This window comes from Sphingomonas faeni, assembly GCF_023195535.1.
GTDB classification, from domain to species: Bacteria; Pseudomonadota; Alphaproteobacteria; order Sphingomonadales; family Sphingomonadaceae; genus Sphingomonas; species Sphingomonas faeni_B.
This window is the reverse complement of the sequence record NZ_JALPNF010000001.1, coordinates 497,903-514,330: the sequence shown is the minus strand read 5'-3', so window position 1 is coordinate 514,330 and position 16,428 is coordinate 497,903. Positions and strand designations below refer to the sequence as shown.

Genomic DNA, 16,428 nt, shown 5'->3' with positions numbered 1-16,428 from the left:
AAACTGGGGCAAAGATGTCGCGGTGGTCGGCAAAAGCGCATCGAGCCCGATCCGCCCTATTGCCGCACGTTACAGCGGTGTTACCGATCGGTGACGGGTCCGGGTCACACGGATCGACGCAGGAGGATGCTCGAAACCCAAGGGGGGACCATCCATGATTCGCTTGCCTGTTCGTATCTCTGCCATCGCCCGCCTGCTCGCCGCCAGCGCGCCGTTACTCGCTTTCGCCGCCCCCGCCGCCGCGCAGGACCAGGCTGCGACGCGCCAGGCCATCGGTGATCCGGCGGACGATCAGGGCCTGAGCGAGATCGTCGTCACGGCGACCCGCCGACAGGAATCGTCGAAGGACGTCCCGCTCGCGGTCACCGCGATCAGCGGCGAGAAGCTCGACGTGCTCAACTCGAGCGGCCTCGACATCCGGTTCCTCGCCGGTCGCACGCCGAGCCTTCAGGTGGAGTCGTCGTTCGGCCGTACCTTCCCGCGCTTCTACATCCGCGGTCTCGGCAACACCGATTTCGATCCCAACGCCGCGCAGCCGGTGTCGGTGGTCTATGACGATGTCGCGCTAGAAAATCCGATGCTGAAGTCGTTTCCGGTCTTCGATCTGCAGAGCGTCGAGGTTCTTCGTGGTCCGCAGGGCACGTTGTTTGGGCGCAACACCCCGGCAGGTGTCGTGAAGATCAATTCCGCCAAGCCCAACCCCGACACAGTGTCGGGCTATGCGACCGGGTCCTGGGCGACCTACAACACCATCAACGGCGAGGCGGCGATCAATCTGCCGATCGGCAACGGCTTCGCGTTCCGCGCATCGGGTCTGATCCAGTCGCGCGACGATTGGGTTACGAACGACTCCGCCACGGGTAACGCCGACCGCAAGCTAGAGGGCTATCGCGACGTCGCCGGGCGCTTCCAGCTCGGTTACACCAGCAGCGATTTCAACGCGTTGCTGAACGTCCACGTCCGCGACCTGACCGGATCGCCGCGCATCTTCCGCGCCGGGTTGTTCAAGCCGGGCACCAACGACTTCAACACCGGCTTCGACCCGAATCACGCTGCACTCGACGGTTATACCAGCCAGAGCCTCACGCAATGGGGCACCAACCTTCGGCTCGACTATCACCTCGACGGCGTCGGCACCTTCTACTCGGTGACCGGCTATGAGCAGGCCAAGGTCGAGAGCACCGGCGACGTCGACGGCGGCAACAACTACACGTTCCTCGGCGGGACGATCGGCGCCATCAACGTCGGGCTGTTCCCGTCGAACACCGGCGGCCTCACCAAGCCGAAGGAATTCAGCCAGGAACTGCGCTACGCCAGCGAGGACATGAACGGCATCCGCCTCCAGGGTGGTCTATATTATTTCCACCAGACGCTGCGCTACAACCAGTACGACTATGCGTTCGGCGGCACCGGCTCGCGCGCGACCGATCTGACGCAGGACATTTTCCACGACAACCGCAACGAGAATTACGGCGCCTTCGCGTCGATCGAGGCGAAGCCGACCGAACTGCTGACGTTGCGCGCGGGTGTCCGTTACTCGCACGATTACCGCAACGACCTCGTCACCGCGCCGATCCCCGGCACCGGGATCAGCGACACGTTGCCGGCACGGGCGGTCGTGCGCGGCTCGAACGTCACCTGGGATGCGAGCGCGACCTACGAACTGACGCCCGCGATCAACGTCTATTCGCGGCTCGCGACCGGTTATCAGGGCCCCGCGATCCAGGACCGCGTGACCTTCGGCAGCGTCCAGAGCACTGCGCCCAAGCAGACCACCTTCTCGGGCGAAAGCGGATTCAAGGGCACGCTGCTCGATCGCAAGCTGAACTTCTCGCTCGACGCCTATTGGTACAGCACCAAGGACCTGCAGATCACCGCGGTCGGCGGCAGCAGCAATTCGGCGCGGCTGATCAGCGCGAACAAGGCGATCGGCTATGGTGTCGAGGGCGAGTTCGAGGCGCGGCCATTGCCCGAACTCAGTCTGACTGCGAGCGGCAGCTACAACTTCACCGAAATCCGCGATCGGAACATCGGCGTCGGGGTGTGCGCGACCTGCACCGTGCTCGATCCGATCGTCAACGGGTTCGCGATTATCGACGGCAACGACCTTCCCCAGGCGCCGCGCTGGATCGCCAACTGGACGGCGCGCTATGGGATTCCGCTCGGCAACGGCGGCGAGGTCTATGCGTACACCGATTGGGTCTATCGCAGCCGCATCAACTTCTTCCTGTACGAAGCCGTCGAATTCACCGGCAAGTCGTCGCTCGAAGGCGGCCTGAAGGTCGGCTACAAGTCGCCGCGAGGGTACGAAGTCGGCGCCTTCGTCCGTAACATCACCAACCAGTATCGCAGCATCAGCGCGATCGACTTCAACAACCTGACCGGCATGATCAACGAACCGCGGATCATCGGCGGCCAGTTCAAGGTCGCGTTCTGACCTGACGGGGGCGGATCATCGGACGTATCGTCGGCATTCGATGATCCGGTCGGCGACCCGCTCGCCGGTGCCGCGGTACGTCGCGGTGCCGGTGCAGCAGCGTGCGGTTGAGGATCGGGGCGGCCTACGGTGTGTCACGCGCCAACCGGTGCTCGCCGCAGCAGGTAGATATCCATGATCCAGCCATGGGCCACGCGGAGTTCGGCGCGTCTGGTAACGATGTGTCGGGCGATATCTGCAAGCGCGCCGCTGGCGAGGGCTTCGTGCGGCATGCCGAGATAGGCGCCCCACCAGATCCGGACACCCGCAGGGTCCAGCGTCTCGAACGCGCAATGGCCGTCGAGCATCACGGCCAGCGTATCGACGCCGCTGGGCCAACCGCTTTCGCGCAGGCGACGGCCGGTCGTGATGAGCACCGGGGCGGCTAGCGTGTTGAGCGGGATAGCATGCGCGGCGGTGAGTGCCTGAAGACTGGTGATGCCGGGGACGACCGTGACCCTCATCGCCAACCCGCCGACGCGCAGCCGGTCCGCGATCCGCAGCGTGCTGTCGTACAGCGAGGGGTCACCCCAGACGAGCAGCGCGAGGCGCCCCCCGTCCGGAAGATGCATAGCGATCTGGGTGGCCCAGGCTGCGGCGATCGCGTCGTGCCACTCGTCGACGGCTTTGAGATACGGCGCGCGGGCGTCGCGTATGGGGAGGTCGAACTCGACCACGCGGGTCGAGCCGGTCAGGACGTCGGCGCAGATCGTGCGGCGCAGGTCGATCAGGTCGGACTTGGCGTCGCCCTTGCGGGGGAGAAGGATCAGGTCGGCGGCGTTCATCGCGATGATCGCGGCGCGCGTGAGGTGATCGGGGTTGCCGGTGCCGATGCCGATCAGATGGAGGTCGATCATTCGGCCTCCATGAGCGGTCCGTACAGGATCAGCGCGGGCTTGCTGGAAAAGCCTGCCTGCAACTGCTCTGCCAGGTTTGCGATCGTCGAGCGGGTCAGGGCCTGGTCGGGGTGACCGATATTCTCCGCGATCAGCGCGGGCGTGTCCGGGGACAGGCCGTGCTCGATCAGCGAGGCGGCCAGCGCCGGGAAGGTGCGCTTGGGCATGAAGACCACCGTCGTCGCCTCGGGATCGGCCAGCGCGGCCATGTTGCGCTGTTCGGGGAGGTCGCCGGTGACGTCGTGGCCGGTGACGAACTGGACGCGACGGGCGCTGAGCCGGCGGGTGAGCGGGATCTGCGCGGCGGCAGCAGCGGCGCTGGCGGCGCTGATGCCGGGGATGATCTCGAATGGGATGCCGGCGGTCCTCAACGCGACGATCTCTTCCTCGAGGCGCCCGAACATGCCTGCGTCGCCGGACTTGAGGCGGACGACGCGGATGCCGGTGCGGGCATACTCGACCAGCAGTTGCGAGACGTGCGCCTGGGTCGGCGACGGGCGACCGGCGCGCTTGCCGACCGCGACGAGGTCGGCCCCCGGGCGGGCGTGGCCGAGGACCGCGGACGACAGGTCGTCGAACAACACGGCGTCGGCGGATTGCAACCGTGCGACAGCTTTCAGCGTCAGCAGTTCGGGATCGCCGGGGCCCGAGCCCACGAACGAGACGAAACCGGTCATGATGGGCTCGCGATCATGTGGAAGAAGCTACCGGTGACGTGGCCGCGATGCGAGCCGGTTTCGGGAACCGGATTGCCCTCGGCATCGGTGACGTGCGCGAGCGGTGCATCCGGCTGGTCGATGATCGTCGAATAATGGAACTCGTGGCCGGTGAGCGCGGCGCTCGCCGCGAAGCCGCCCATCGGCGCGTGGAGCGTCGCGTTGCGGTAGCCAAGGTGCATTTTCCGCTGGGCGTAGCTGGTGACGAGGCCGAGCAGTCCTGCCATCCGATGACGCGTGCCGTCGGCGTCGATCAGGCCTTCGCCGAGTGCCATATAGCCGCCGCACTCGCCGTGGACGGAGCGCGTGCGTGCGTGTTCGCCGAGGGCTGCGTGGAAGTTGCGCGCTTCCGCGAGCTTGCCCGCGTGGAGTTCGGGATAGCCACCGGGCAGCCATACCAGATCGGCGTGCGCGGCCGGGACTTCGTCGGCGAGTGGCGAGAAGGGCATGATCTCGGCGCCCGCCCGCCGCCAGCCTTCGAGCACGTGCGCGTAAGTGAACGAGAAGGCCGCGTCCCGCGCGAGCGCGATGCGCTGGGCGGGTGGTCGGATCCAGCTTTGCGCGCCTGCCGCCCGGGCGCCGGCTGAAGCGGCGTCGCGGAGTGCGGGAATGTCGACGTGCGCGCGGAGGAACGTCGCATAGTCATCGATGCGCGCGTCGAGGTCCGGGTGCTCGGCGGCCTGCACCAACCCGAGGTGGCGCTCGGGCAGTTTCAGGTCGCCGCGCCTTGGCAGCGATCCGAACACGCGGATGCCGACTGCGTCCATGCCGCTGCGCGCCAGACGTTCGTGGCGGGGGCTGGCGACGCGGTTGAGAATGACGCCGGCGATCGGGACGCTGGGATCGTAGCGGCTGAAGCCGAGCGCGGTGGCGGCGGCGGACTGTGCCTGGCCCGAGACGTCGATCACGAGCACGACCGGCCAGCCCATCCTGCGGGCGATGTCGGCACTGGCGCCGTTGCCGGTTGCGCCCGGCTTCGCAACCCCGTCGAAGAGCCCCATCGAGCCTTCCGCCAGCGCGAAGTCCGCGTCTTCGGCATTGGCGGCGAGCGTGTCGAGCATCGTGGCGGGCATCGACCAGCTGTCGAGATTGAACGACGCGCGGCCGCTGGCGGCACGGTGGAAGGCGGGGTCGATATAATCGGGACCGCTCTTGAATGGCTGGACCGCGAGGCCGTCGTCGCGGAGCGTGCGAAGGAGACCGAGCATGACGGTGGTCTTGCCGGTGCCCGAGGCGGGCGCGGCGATGAGCAGGCCGGGGGTCATGCGAGGTCTCCGGCGAACTTCGAGTCTGCGGATTGGGGACGGAAGCGGCGGTCATAACCGTTTGCGTAGAGGCTGCTTTCGACGATATTCTCCGCGGCCAGGGCTTTGCCGACGAGGATCAGCGCGGTGCGATCGGGTTTGCCTTCGATAGCCTGCGCGATCGTCGCGAGCGTGGCGCGCTCGATCTGTTGGTCGGGCCAACTCGCGCGCCACACGATCGCCACCGGGCATTCCGGGCCATAGGACGGCGTGAGGTCCGCGACGACCTGCGCCAGGTTGTGGACCGAGAGATGGATCGCGAGCGTCGCGCCGGTTGCTGCGAACGCGGTCAAGGTCTCGGCGACGGGCATCGTGCTGGCGCGGCCGGGCGTGCGGGTCAGCACCACCGACTGCACGAGTTCGGGGAGCGTCAGTTCGACCCCCAGCGCGGCGGCGGCGGCGGCGAAGGCGGGGACGCCGGGGGTGATCGTGAACGGGATATCGAGGTCGCGGAGGCGGCGCAGTTGCTCGCCCATCGCCGACCAGATCGACAGGTCGCCGGAATGGAGCCGCGCGACGTCCTGTCCGGCGTCGTGTGCGGTCTGGATCTCGGCGATGATCTGGTCGAGCGACAGCGGCGCGGTGTTGACGATGCGCGCGCCGGGGGGACAGTGATCGAGCATCGCCGTTGGGATCAGCGAGCCGGCGTAAAGGCAGACGGGCGATCCGGCGATCCGATCGCGACCGCGCAAGGTCAGCAGATCCGGCGCGCCGGGGCCTGCGCCGATGAAGTGGACGGTCATGCAGCGGGTCCTTCGACACCCGATCGGGCAATGGCGCAGGTGGCCATCCGGTCGGGCGAGATATGGCGGGTGGCGAGAAGCTGGGCGCCGGGGCCGGCGGCCGCGAGGGCCGAGGCTTCGGCGACGCTGCCGGTCTGGCGGGCTTCGAGGCTGGCGATCGACTGCGTTTGCGTTTTCGGCACCTGCAACGCGTCGGGTGGTACGGCGATCACGGGTAGACCCAGCGCCTCCGCCAGTTCCGAAACGAGCGCCAGCTTGTCGTGCGGTGTTGCTAGCGCTGACACGGGCGCGCACCCGTGCTGCGCCGCGGCGAGTGCGGTACACAGCGAAGCGACGTTCGCGCCGGTGCGAAATCCGAAGCCGGCGACGATCACGACACGACGCTCCACTGGACGACGGGGTAGCTTGCTCGCCAACCCCGGCGTGTGCCAAGCGGGGCGGCGTCGGACAGTTCTATCCGCATAAGCGTGCCGCCCTTCGCTGCGTGCCAGCCGGCCAAGAGCGCTTCGGATTCCAGCGTAACGGCGTTGGCGACGAGGCGGGTGCCGGCTGGAAGTGCTTTCCAGAGCGCGTCCAGCATCGCGTCCGAAAGCCCCCCGCCGATGAAGATGGCGTCGGGTGTGGCCTGGTCTGCAAGGGCACCGGGTGCGCGGCCTTCGACGACTTGCAGCCGGTCGACGCCCAGGGCGGCGGCGTTGTTGCGGATGCGGTCGGCGCGGACGGGGTCGGCTTCGAATGCGATGGCGTTGGTGGATGGATGGGAGAGCAACCATTCGATCCCGATCGAGCCCGAGCCTGCGCCGATATCCCACAGCGTCTCGCCGGGTTTCGGCGCGAGCGCGGACAGCGTCAGTGCGCGGACCGGGCGCTTGGTGATCTGGCCATCATGCTCGAACCACGCATCGGACAGGCCGGAGGTTCGCGGTAGCACCGTGCCGTCGCCGGCAAACGCGATGCCGATCGCGACGGGATGCGCGATGTCGTCAAACGCCAGCGTGGCGGCGGTCGCTTCGCGAACGCGTTCGCGGGAGCCGCCAAGGGCTTCGAGGATGTGGAGATGCGATGCACCGAAGCCGAGATCGTCCAGGTAGCAAGCGAGTTTCGCCACGGCCTCGCCGTCGCGGAGCAGGACGAGGGCGCGGCGGTCTGGTGCGATGTGCTGGCGAAGGCGTGACAGGGGCGCGGCGTGGAGACCGAGACAGGCGGTGTCCTCGAGCGGCCAGCCGAGACGCGTGGCGGCAAGGCTGAACGTGGAGGGCGCGGGGTAAGCGACCCACTCGGTCGGTGCCAAGTGGCGCGTGATGGAGGTGCCTGCGCCGAACCAGAACGGATCGCCGGACACGAGCATCGCCACTCGCCGGCCGCGGTGTTCCAGCAGGCGGGGAATGCCCGCGTCGAACGGGACTGGCCAGGGCATGACCTCGCTCTTAAGGTCCGGAAGGAGGGCGAGGTGACGGGCTGCGCCGGTCACCAGATCGGCCTCGGCGAGTGCTGCTTTTGCCGCCACGGACAGGCCGGCCGCGCCGTCTTCGCCTAATCCGATGATCGTCAGCCAGGGAGTGTCAGCCATGTCGAACATCCTGGTGCTGGGCGGCACGACCGAGGCCAGCGCGCTGGCTGCGATGCTGGCCGAGCGAGGCGATTCCGCGGTGCTGAGCTATGCGGGGCGCGTGGCGAACCCCAAGGTGCAGCCGATCCCGGTGCGGGTGGGCGGCTTTGGCGGCGTCGAGGGGCTGGTCGCGTATCTGCGAGCGCACGGCGTGACGCATATGGTCGATGCGACGCATCCGTTCGCGGCGCGAATGAGCGCCAGCGCCGTCGTGGCAGCAGAGCGTGCGGGGGTGGCGCATATCGCCTTGACGCGCCTCGCCTGGGTGCCCGGTCCGGGTGATCGCTGGACCCGCGTGACCGATATCGAGGGTGCGGTCGCGGCGTTGGCTGGCCCCGCGCGGCGCGTGATGCTGGCGCTCGGGCGGATGCATGTCGATGCGTTCGCGGTGCAGCCTCAGCACGAGTATCTGCTGCGGTTCGTCGACGCGCCAGAGCAGACTCCCGGGTTGCCGCGGCATCATCTGGTGGTCGATCGCGGGCCGTTTGATGTTGACGGTGACCGGCGGTTGATGGCGGCGCACGGGATCGAGCTGGTGGTCTGCAAGAACGCCGGCGGCATGGGCGCGCAGGCGAAGCTGCGCGCGGCGCGTGCCCTCGGGCTCCGCGTGATCATGATAGACCGGCCGGCCCTGCCCGCTCGGTTGGAGGTGCATGCGGCCGAGGACGTGCTGCACTGGCTCGATCATGGTGCCGACCTGGGCGTGTAGAGGATCGGGCCGGCCGGGCGCTCGATGATCCGGGTCAGGCTGGAGCCGATGATGATCATCGTCCGCATGTCGGCCATGTCCGCGCGGGCTTCGGTGAGGGGCAAGATGCGGAGGGTTTCCTCAGGCGTCGAGACGGCGCGGGCGAACAGCACCGGGCGATCGTCGCGGCAGGTCTCGCGGAGGATCTCGAAGACGCGGATCAGGGCGTCGGGGCGCGCCTTCGATCGGGGGTTGTAGAAGGCGATCGCGAAGTCGGCCTCGGCGGCGAGGCGCACGCGACGTTCGATCAGCGGCCAGGGTTTCAGATTGTCGGACAGGTTGATCGCGCAGAAATCATGGCCGAGCGGCGCGCCGGCGCGGGCGCTTGCGGCGAGCATCGCGGTGATGCCGGGGAGTACGCGGACGTCGAGATCGCGCCATTCCGGCGGGCCGGCTTCGAGCGCTTCGAACACCGCCGCGGCCATGGCGAACACGCCGGGATCGCCCGAGGACACGACGACCACGCGCTGCCCTTGGGCCGCGAGCTGGAGCGCGTGCGTGGCGCGATCGAGTTCGACGCGGTTGTCGGTCGGGTGGAGCGTAAGGCCGTCGCGGGGGGCGACGCGCGCGACATAGGGAATGTAACCGATGACGTCGGTCGCTTCGGCGAGCGCGGCGGTGACTTCGGGCGTCACCAGGTTCGGATCACCGGGCCCGAGCCCTGCGATGGCGAGCCAACCGGTCATGGCCGCCGCCCCTGCCCGTGGATCAGCAGGATCGAGAAATAGGGCGTGATGACGTCCGCGTCGCAGAGCCGCGTGACACGCTGATCGGCCATCGCGGCGTATTCGACCAGCCATGCTTCGCTCTCGCGTCCGGCGGCGGCGACGGCGCGGCGGAGCTTGGCGAGGTGACGGCCGATCTTCATCACCACCAGCGCGTCGGTGTCGCGGATGCGGCGGACCAGATCCTCTTCGGGGAGCGTGCCCATCAGCACCGTGAGGACGTCGTCGCCCCAGGTGATCGGCGCGCCGCTGGCGGTCCAGGCGCCGGACATGCCGGTGATGCCGGGGACGACCCGGACCGGTGCGATCGTCTGGAGGCGGGTATAGAGGTGCATGAACGAGCCGTAGAAGAACGGGTCGCCTTCGCAGAGGACGACGACGTCTTCGCCGGCGTTGGCTAGCGCCGCGAGGTGATCGATGCAGGTGGCGTAAAAGGCCGACAGGCAGTCGTTGTAGCGCGGGTCCGAGACGGGGATCTCGGTGGTGACGGGGTATTCCATCGGAAATTCGATCACGTCGGCGCGGAGCATCCCGTCGACGATCTTCCGGGCCTGACCGGCGCGGCCGGCCTTGCGGAAATACGCGACGTGGCGCGCGCCGCGGACGAGGCGATCCGAGCGGACGCTCATCAGGTCCTGCGCGCCTGGCCCCAAGCCTACGCCGTGGATCGTGCCGCCAGTTCGCGAGGGTGTCATTCGGTGCCGCTCGCCAGCGCGTTGATCGCGGCGACGGTGATCGCGCTACCGCCCATCCGGCCTTCGACGACGACGCACGGCACGGGCTGGTCGGTCCAGAGCGCCGCCTTCGATTCGACCGCGCCGACGAAGCCTACGGGGCAACCGATGATCGCCGCCGGACGCGGGCAGTCGGGGTCTTCGAGCATGTTGAGCAGGTGGAACAAGGCGGTGGGCGCATTGCCGATCGCGACGACGGCGCCGGCGAGATGCGGACGCCAGAGTTCGAGTGCGGCGGCCGATCGCGTGTTGCCCATAGTCCGGGCGAGCTCCGGCGTTTCGGGCGCGTGCAGCGTGCAGACGATGCGGTTGTCGGCGGGCAATCTGGCGCGGGTAATGCCTTCGGTGACCATGCGGGCGTCGCACAGGATCGGCGCGCCGGCCTGCAGCGCGCGGCGGGCTTCGACCGCGAAGTTGGGCGAGAAGCGGAGGTGCTGGGCGAGGCCTACGAGTCCGGCCGCGTGGATCATGCGGACGGCGACCGGCTCTTCTTCGGGCGAGAACCGGGCGAGGTCGGCCTCGGCGCGGATCATCGCGAAGGACTGGCGGTAGATCGCCGCGCCGTCGGTTTCATAGGCGTACGGCATTCAGGCGGCTCCGAACTGGGCGAGGATCTGCGCGGGGTCGAGGCCTGCGCGGGAAGGTCGCGCGCCGGCACGCGCGTCGAAGGCGAGGTCGTAGCGGCCTTCGCGCCCGGTCAGCGTCACGTCGGCGGGGGCGGCGCGCGCGCATCCCTTGGCGCATCCGGAGACGTGGAGCCGGCCGGCTATGTGAGGGGCTAGGCGGTGTGCGAGGCTGCGGGTTTCGACGGTAGCTTGCGGACAGGCCGGTGCGCCGACGCAGGCATCCGCGCGAAGAATCGGCGAGGATGGGTCGGTGATGAAGTCGGCGGGGTCCGGCTGCACGCGGAGCTTGGCATCCGTTTCGCAGATCGCGATGTGCCAGGGTGTTAGGCGGATCGCCTCGACGGCGGTTTCGGCTTCAAGGAAGCGGCTTAGTGCCGTTGCCGAGACCCGACCGAATGGCAGGCCGAGCGCGACGCCGAGAGGGTGCCTGCCGGGTTGGAGCCTGTACGCCGATGGCGCGGGGGACGTGATGCCGGCAGCCCAATCGGGGAGCGGCGCATCATGTCGTGCCATGCGACCGCTCGCGGTGCCGCCGCTGTCCACGAACCAGCGAGCAAGCCCGATCAGGTGGTCGACCTCGGTGCCGGGCGACAGCGGGGTGCCGAGCTCGCGCCCGTCTGCGCGGAGGATCAATTGACCGGATGCGGCGCGTTCGATGCGGAAGTCGGCGGGGGCGTCCCGCAGCGTCGGCGCGGCGCCGGTGTCGATCGCGAAGCCGACCTTGCCGGGGAGGTCGGGCAGTTCGGACAGGCGCGCGCGTAGTTCTTCGGCGATGCGGTGGGTGTCGTCGCCGGCGTGCCAGTCGGGTGCGGCGAGGATGTTGGCGCGCGCCTCTCGGGTCTGGTCCCGGTCGATCAGGCCGAGATCGAGAAGCGCGTCGATCAGCGCGCGCCAGCTATCCTCGCGGACGCCGCGGATCTGGAGGTTCGCGCGGGTGGTGGCGTCGATCTGGCCGTTGCCGTGCCGCGTCGTGGCGTCGGCAAGGCCCAGAACCTGCGCGCGGGTCAGGCGACCGAGCGGGGGGCGGACGCGAACGAGCAGGCCGTCGCCGGCCATCATCGGGCGCCATGCGTCGGGGCACCAGCCTTTGACCTGGAATGCGCTCACGACGGCAAATCCAGGCGCGCGAGGATCGAGTTGCGGCGGGTCGGCCACAGGTCCGCGGCGTGGAGCGCGGCGAAGCGCGCCTGCATCGCCGCCAGCGCGCCGGGGTTCGCTTCGGCGAGGAAGGCGTGGACATCGTCGCGGCCGAGCGTGGCGTCGTAATAGAGGTCGATCAGTTCGGGGCGGACCGCGCTGGCGAGGTGGGCGAAGGCGCCGAGATGATCGAGCGTGGCGGCGATCTCCGCACCGCCGCGGAAGCCGTGGCGCATCATGCCGTCGACCCAGGCGGGGTTCGCCGCGCGGGCGTGGACGACGCGGGCTATTTCCTCCTTGAGCGGACGGGCCCTGGCTTGGGTCGGGTCTCTCGCGTCTAGATGGTAGAGGGTGGCGTTACCCCCGGCGACCGATTGCGCGGCAGCGAAGCCTGCTTCGTGGGCGGCGTAGTCGGCGGCGAGAAGGAGGTCGGTTTCGGGCAAATCCTGGGCGTGGACAAAGGCGTCGGCGGCAGCGACGCGGTCGCGGATGCCGGTCGGGTCGAAACTTTCTACGCCGTCGTCGAGCGCGTGGCTGGAGGCGGATAGCCACGCTTGGCCAGCTTCCAGTCGAGCCTCTGGCGTGTAGGTTTCGGCGGCGTCGCCCATGCTCAGGCCGTAGCGACCGGGTTCGGGACCATATACGCGAGCGCTGACCGGCTTGCCGACGAACGGGTTCCAATCGGCCGGTTCGTCGCGTGCGGCGAGCGCGCGGACGGCTTGGCCGAACATCGTGCAGAGCGTCGGGAAGGCGTCGCGGAACAGACCGGATACGCGCAGGGTGACGTCGATGCGGGGACGGTCGAAATTGGCGAGCGGGAGGATCTCGACGCCCGTCACGCGGTCGGACTGCATGTCCCATACCGGCTCAGTGCCGAGCAGGTGGAGCGCCATCGCGAACTCCTCGCCGGCTGTCCGCATTGTTGCCGAGGCCCATAGGTCGACCACAAGATTGCGGGTGTAGTCGCCGTGGTCCTGTAGGTGACGGCGGACGAGTTCGTCGGCGAGCTTCACGCCTTGGGTATGCGCGGCGCGCGACGGGACTGCTCGGGGATCGGTGGTGTAGAGATTGCGGCCGGTCGGGAGGACGTCTGCGCGGCCTCGCCAAGGGGAGCCGGAGGGGCCTGACGCGATGCGTTTGCCCTGGAGCGCGGACAGAAGCCCGGTGCGTTCGCCGGCACCATTCTCGCCGCGGCCGTAGATGTGGAGGCCGTCGCCGTACTGGCTTTCCTTCACATCGCAGACGAACGTGTCGATGCGGGTGATCGCGTCGGCTTGGGACTGCGCGTCGTCGAGGCCTAGAGTGGCGGCGAGGCCGGTGGCGGTGGCTTCGTCGCGGATGTCGCGTTGCAGGCGGTCGCGACGGGCTGGATCGAGGCCGTCCGCGTTGGAAAATTCGTCGAGCAGCGCTTCGAGGCGGCCGAGGCCGGCGCCGGTGCGCGTGCGCTCCAGCGGCGGCGGGACGTGGCCGAGCGTGACCGCGCCGATGCGGCGTTTGGCCTGGGCGGCTTCGCCGGGGTCGTTGACGATGAACGGGTAGATGACGGGCATCGCGCCGGTCAGTGCTTCGGGCCAGCAGGCGTCGGACAGCGCGACCGACTTGCCGGGAAGCCATTCGAGCGTGCCGTGCGCGCCGACATGGACGAGCGCGTCGGTGCCGCGCTCGCGGAGCCACAGGTAGAAGGCGACGTAGGCGTGACAAGGGCAGCGCGAGAGGTCGTGATACTCTTCCGCTCGGTGCTCGATTCGGCCGCGTTCGGGCTGGAGGGCGACGAGTGCCCCGCCCTGGTCGATCGCGGTGAAAGCGAAGTCTTCGGTTGGATCGCCCCAGGTTTCCTGAAGGTCCTTTCGCAGAGCTTCGGGGAGGTGCGCGAGGGCTTTGCGGTACTCGGCGAGCGGCCAGTGAATGCGCGAGGTGGCCAGATCGGTTGCATCGGGCGTGATCGCGTAACCGGCCTGAGTAAGGTCGGCGAGGATCGCCTGCGTGGAGGCGAGCGCGTCGAGACCGACGGCGTGTGCCATCTGGTACGTCTTGCCGGGATAGGTCGAGAGGACGATCGCGATGCGGTGGTCGGCGATGGGTTTGCTGGCGAGGTTCGTCCAGGCTTCGATCCGCGCAGCGATCGCGGTGATGCGCGCGGGGTCGGCGCGGTGTTCGCGGCGGGTGTATTCGAGGTCGCCGTCCCTCGCGGCGGCTTCCTTGAAGCTGGCGACGCCGGCGAAGAGGCGGCCGTCCACTTCGGGAAGGACCACGTGCATGGCGAGGTCGGCGGGCGACAGGCCACGTGTGGCACCGGCCCAGGCGGCGCGGTCGGAGGTGGCCAGCGCGATCTGGAAGACGGGGACGTCGGCGTCGTCGAGTGGGGTCGTGTCGCTCGCGCCGCGTGCGGAGAAGGCGGTGGCGTTGACGATCGCGGCGGGTTTCAAAGCTCGGACCCAATGGCCCATCCAGCCGGCCGCATCCGGTGCCTTGAGCGAGGGCGCGAAGAGGCCGAGGACGTCGAAGCCTCGCGCGGTCAGTTCGGCGTGCAGGGCTTCGATCGGGTGGAGGTCGGCGGCGGTCAGGTAGGAGCGGTAGAATACGACCAGCACGCGGGGGCGGTGCGCGTTGAGCGCGAACGCGGCCGGGCACGTCACGCCGTCGTGCGGTTGCCAGCCGCCTACATCGGCGATCGCACGGACTCCGGTGACCGGGCCGGCATAGCAACCGGCGGCCAGCGCGAACTGCGCGAATGCCGCCTGCGCCGCGACCGCGCCGCCGGTGTCGCAGAGGTGAGCCAGGCGGCGCAGCGTCGAGAGCGGGATCGTCGAAGCGGCGTCGAGGCGCGTGTCGATGCGACCGTCCGCGGCGAGAACAGCGAGCGCGATGCCCTTCTTGCGTGCGAGGTTTTCGACCTGTTGCAGGCCGTAGCTCCAATAGGAGCGGCCCCCGATCAGCCGGATCAGGATGCCCTTCGCGCCGGCCAACGTTTGCTCGACATAGGTGTCGACCGAGAGCGGGTGCTGGAGCGCGGTCAGGTTCGCGAGGCGTAGCGACGGAAGCCGACTTCCGGCAGCATCCGCACGTCTCCAACCCGCCGCGAATGCGCCGAGGTCACCGTCGGAGAAGGATAGGACGACGAGATCCGCAGGGGATTGGGCGAGGTCCTGCGGGACCGCGCTTTCCTCCAGCCCGTGGGTCTCGCGGAAGACGACGTGCATCGTGGGCCTCAGCCGTCCAGCGCGGCCTTGATGCGGGCCTCGTCGATCCGGTCGTGCTCGGCGATCACCACGAGTTGCGTGCGGCGCGGTTCGCCCGCGCGCCAGGGGCGGTCGTACTGCGTCCGGACGCGCGCGCCGACGGCCTGGACGAGGAGGCGCATCGGCTTGCCGGTGACGGCGGCGTACCCTTTCACGCGGAGGATGTCGGCGCTGCGGGCGAGCGCCTCGATCTTCGCGGTCAGATCGGCGGGGTCGGCGATCTCGCCCAGCTCGACGACGACGCTGTCGAAATCGTCATGCTCGTGATCGTCCTCGCCGTCGTGATGCGAGGGGCGGCTGGCGATGTCGTCTTCGGCGGCGGCGTTGAGCCCGAGGATCACGCGCGGGTCGATGATGCCGTCGGTGAGGTCGATGACCGGGAGCGGCCGTGCGGACTCTGCGGCGATCACCGCGCGCGCCTTGGCGACGCCTTCGGGTCCGGCGAGGTCGACCTTGGTCAGGAGTACGAGATCTGCGCAGGCGAGCTGGTCCTCGAACACTTCCGACAACGGCGTCTCATGATCGACGCTGGGGTCGGCGGCGCGCTGCGCGTCGAGCGCGGTGACGTCGGGGGCGAAGCGACCGGCGGCGACCGCCTCTGCATCGGCCAGCGCGATGACGCCGTCGACGGTGATGCGCGAGCGGATCGCGGGCCAGTCGAATGCCTTCAGCAGCGGCTTGGGCAATGCGAGGCCGGAGGTCTCGATCAGGATGTGATCGGGGCGCGGGTCGAGTGCGAGCAGCGTTTCGACGGTCGGGATGAAGTCGTCTGCGACGGTGCAGCAGATGCAGCCATTGGCCAGCTCGACGACGTTTTCGGCCGGGCAATCGGGGATCGCACAGCCCTTGAGGATGTCGCCATCGACGCCGAGCGTGCCGAATTCGTTGACGACGACCGCGAGGCGGCGGCCGTTCGCGTTGCGGATCAGGTGGCTGATGAGCGTCGTCTTGCCGGCACCGAGAAAGCCGGTGACGATCGTGACGGGGACCTTGGCCAGATTGGGGGAAAGATCGGGCATTGGTATTCTCCTGCAAGCATACGCGCGCACGACCGGACGGCCGCACGCGTTCGTCGCTCAGACGGAGTACCGTGCCGCGACCATCCCCTGGATCGTAGCAAGAGCGACCATTGCGCTGGCAGGTCTCCTGGCTCGCGGGTCGAGGCTCGACGTACGCCTTCCCAGGTTTCCCCAGTGGCTGCCCTCCGAAACGAAGGACGTGTGCGTCTCGCTCACCGCTTACAGTTGCAGGGACAGCCGCGGCATTGGGAGGAAATCCTCCCGCACCGCATTCCCATTCAAGCCCTTCCGGGCACCGGCGCGATCTGTGAGGTTCGGTGAAACCGAGCCTCGGGGATGGGTTAGAGGAATTCCGGGGGCGTGCCAATTCGTCTTTGCATCCGTCATGCCGGGCTCGTTCCGGCATCCACGGCTCCGCACAGTCGATAGTCGTGAGTTTGCGGAGCCGTGGACCCC

Annotated in this window: 14 protein-coding genes and 1 riboswitch; of the genes, 2 read left to right on the top strand and 12 right to left on the bottom strand. The window is 68.7% G+C overall.

Annotated features, from left to right (window positions below; genetic code table 11):
• Positions 1–154 precede the first annotated feature (154 nt).
• Positions 155–2,437 carry a TonB-dependent receptor gene (locus SPHN_RS02065; RefSeq protein ID WP_248520814.1) on the top strand — a complete coding sequence of 761 codons (2,283 nt, stop codon included), beginning with the start codon at positions 155–157 and terminating at the stop codon, positions 2,435–2,437.
• Between the two features lie 134 nt (positions 2,438–2,571).
• Here SPHN_RS02065 and cobF read toward each other — a convergent pair whose 3' ends face one another.
• From cobF to cbiE, 6 genes are read right to left on the bottom strand one after another with little or no spacing between them, the layout of a single operon-like run.
• A complete protein-coding gene (cobF, locus tag SPHN_RS02060; RefSeq protein ID WP_248520813.1) occupies positions 2,572–3,333 on the bottom strand; it encodes a precorrin-6A synthase (deacetylating) in 762 nt (253 codons plus the stop codon).
• Positions 3,330–4,049, bottom strand: coding sequence for a uroporphyrinogen-III C-methyltransferase (cobA, locus tag SPHN_RS02055; RefSeq protein ID WP_248520812.1), 720 nt, complete (start codon positions 4,047–4,049; stop codon positions 3,330–3,332). The genes cobF and cobA overlap by 4 nt, the downstream gene beginning before the upstream one ends.
• A complete protein-coding gene (locus SPHN_RS02050; RefSeq protein WP_248520811.1) occupies positions 4,046–5,353 on the bottom strand; it encodes a cobyrinate a,c-diamide synthase in 1,308 nt (435 codons plus the stop codon). Before SPHN_RS02050 ends, cobA begins: the two co-directional genes overlap by 4 nt.
• Positions 5,350–6,135, bottom strand: a complete 786-nt coding sequence (gene cobM / locus SPHN_RS02045) for a precorrin-4 C(11)-methyltransferase (protein ID WP_248520810.1) — start codon at positions 6,133–6,135, stop codon at positions 5,350–5,352. The genes SPHN_RS02050 and cobM overlap by 4 nt, the downstream gene beginning before the upstream one ends.
• Positions 6,132–6,509 carry a cobalamin biosynthesis protein gene (locus SPHN_RS02040; RefSeq protein ID WP_248520809.1) on the bottom strand — a complete coding sequence of 126 codons (378 nt, stop codon included), beginning with the start codon at positions 6,507–6,509 and terminating at the stop codon, positions 6,132–6,134. The genes cobM and SPHN_RS02040 overlap by 4 nt, the downstream gene beginning before the upstream one ends.
• Complete coding sequence (gene cbiE, locus SPHN_RS02035) at positions 6,506–7,705, bottom strand: precorrin-6y C5,15-methyltransferase (decarboxylating) subunit CbiE (protein ID WP_248520808.1); 1,200 nt, start codon at positions 7,703–7,705, stop codon at positions 6,506–6,508. Before cbiE ends, SPHN_RS02040 begins: the two co-directional genes overlap by 4 nt.
• On the opposite strand from cbiE, the gene SPHN_RS02030 reads away from it, so the two are divergent.
• Positions 7,704–8,453 carry a cobalt-precorrin-6A reductase gene (locus SPHN_RS02030; protein ID WP_248520807.1) on the top strand — a complete coding sequence of 250 codons (750 nt, stop codon included), beginning with the start codon at positions 7,704–7,706 and terminating at the stop codon, positions 8,451–8,453. The two genes, cbiE and SPHN_RS02030, sit on opposite strands and share 2 nt — an antisense overlap.
• On the opposite strand, the gene cobJ is transcribed toward SPHN_RS02030, so the two are convergent.
• The 6 genes from cobJ to cobW are packed head-to-tail and all read right to left on the bottom strand — an operon-like array spanning position 8,429 to position 15,972.
• Entirely contained in the window at positions 8,429–9,178 is a 750-nt protein-coding gene (cobJ, locus tag SPHN_RS02025) for a precorrin-3B C(17)-methyltransferase (protein WP_248520806.1), read from the bottom strand. The genes SPHN_RS02030 and cobJ overlap by 25 nt on opposite strands.
• A complete protein-coding gene (gene cobI / locus SPHN_RS02020; RefSeq protein WP_248520805.1) occupies positions 9,175–9,912 on the bottom strand; it encodes a precorrin-2 C(20)-methyltransferase in 738 nt (245 codons plus the stop codon). Before cobI ends, cobJ begins: the two co-directional genes overlap by 4 nt.
• Positions 9,909–10,538 carry a precorrin-8X methylmutase gene (locus tag SPHN_RS02015; protein WP_248520804.1) on the bottom strand — a complete coding sequence of 210 codons (630 nt, stop codon included), beginning with the start codon at positions 10,536–10,538 and terminating at the stop codon, positions 9,909–9,911. The genes cobI and SPHN_RS02015 overlap by 4 nt, the downstream gene beginning before the upstream one ends.
• On the bottom strand, positions 10,539–11,684 hold the full coding sequence (gene cobG, locus SPHN_RS02010; protein WP_248520803.1) for a precorrin-3B synthase: 1,146 nt from the start codon (positions 11,682–11,684) through the stop codon (positions 10,539–10,541).
• Positions 11,681–14,914: a cobaltochelatase subunit CobN gene (cobN, locus tag SPHN_RS02005; RefSeq protein ID WP_248520802.1), complete on the bottom strand. Its 3,234-nt coding sequence runs from the start codon at positions 14,912–14,914 to the stop codon at positions 11,681–11,683. The genes cobG and cobN overlap by 4 nt, the downstream gene beginning before the upstream one ends.
• 8 nt (positions 14,915–14,922) lie before the next feature.
• Positions 14,923–15,972 (bottom strand): cobalamin biosynthesis protein CobW, encoded by a 1,050-nt coding sequence (cobW, locus tag SPHN_RS02000; protein ID WP_248520801.1) that lies wholly within the window; start codon positions 15,970–15,972, stop codon positions 14,923–14,925.
• Between the two features lie 100 nt (positions 15,973–16,072).
• Positions 16,073–16,287: riboswitch (cobalamin riboswitch) on the bottom strand.
• Positions 16,288–16,428: the final 141 nt, after the last annotated feature.

Bases quoted from the DNA above. Each gene is read 5' to 3' on its own strand.
- SPHN_RS02065 (WP_248520814.1), top strand. From the start codon at position 155: ATGATTCGCTTGCCTGTTCGTATCTCTGCCATCGCCCGCCTGCTCGCC.
- cobF (WP_248520813.1), bottom strand. From the start codon at position 3,333: ATGATCGACCTCCATCTGATCGGCATCGGCACCGGCAACCCCGATCAC.
- cobA (WP_248520812.1), bottom strand. From the start codon at position 4,049: ATGACCGGTTTCGTCTCGTTCGTGGGCTCGGGCCCCGGCGATCCCGAA.
- SPHN_RS02050 (WP_248520811.1), bottom strand. From the start codon at position 5,353: ATGACCCCCGGCCTGCTCATCGCCGCGCCCGCCTCGGGCACCGGCAAG.
- cobM (WP_248520810.1), bottom strand. From the start codon at position 6,135: ATGACCGTCCACTTCATCGGCGCAGGCCCCGGCGCGCCGGATCTGCTG.
- SPHN_RS02030 (WP_248520807.1), top strand. From the start codon at position 7,704: ATGTCGAACATCCTGGTGCTGGGCGGCACGACCGAGGCCAGCGCGCTG.
- cbiE (WP_248520808.1), bottom strand. From the start codon at position 7,705: ATGGCTGACACTCCCTGGCTGACGATCATCGGATTAGGCGAAGACGGC.
- cobJ (WP_248520806.1), bottom strand. From the start codon at position 9,178: ATGACCGGTTGGCTCGCCATCGCAGGGCTCGGGCCCGGTGATCCGAAC.
- cobI (WP_248520805.1), bottom strand. From the start codon at position 9,912: ATGACACCCTCGCGAACTGGCGGCACGATCCACGGCGTAGGCTTGGGG.
- SPHN_RS02015 (WP_248520804.1), bottom strand. From the start codon at position 10,538: ATGCCGTACGCCTATGAAACCGACGGCGCGGCGATCTACCGCCAGTCC.
- cobN (WP_248520802.1), bottom strand. From the start codon at position 14,914: ATGCACGTCGTCTTCCGCGAGACCCACGGGCTGGAGGAAAGCGCGGTC.
- cobW (WP_248520801.1), bottom strand. From the start codon at position 15,972: ATGCCCGATCTTTCCCCCAATCTGGCCAAGGTCCCCGTCACGATCGTC.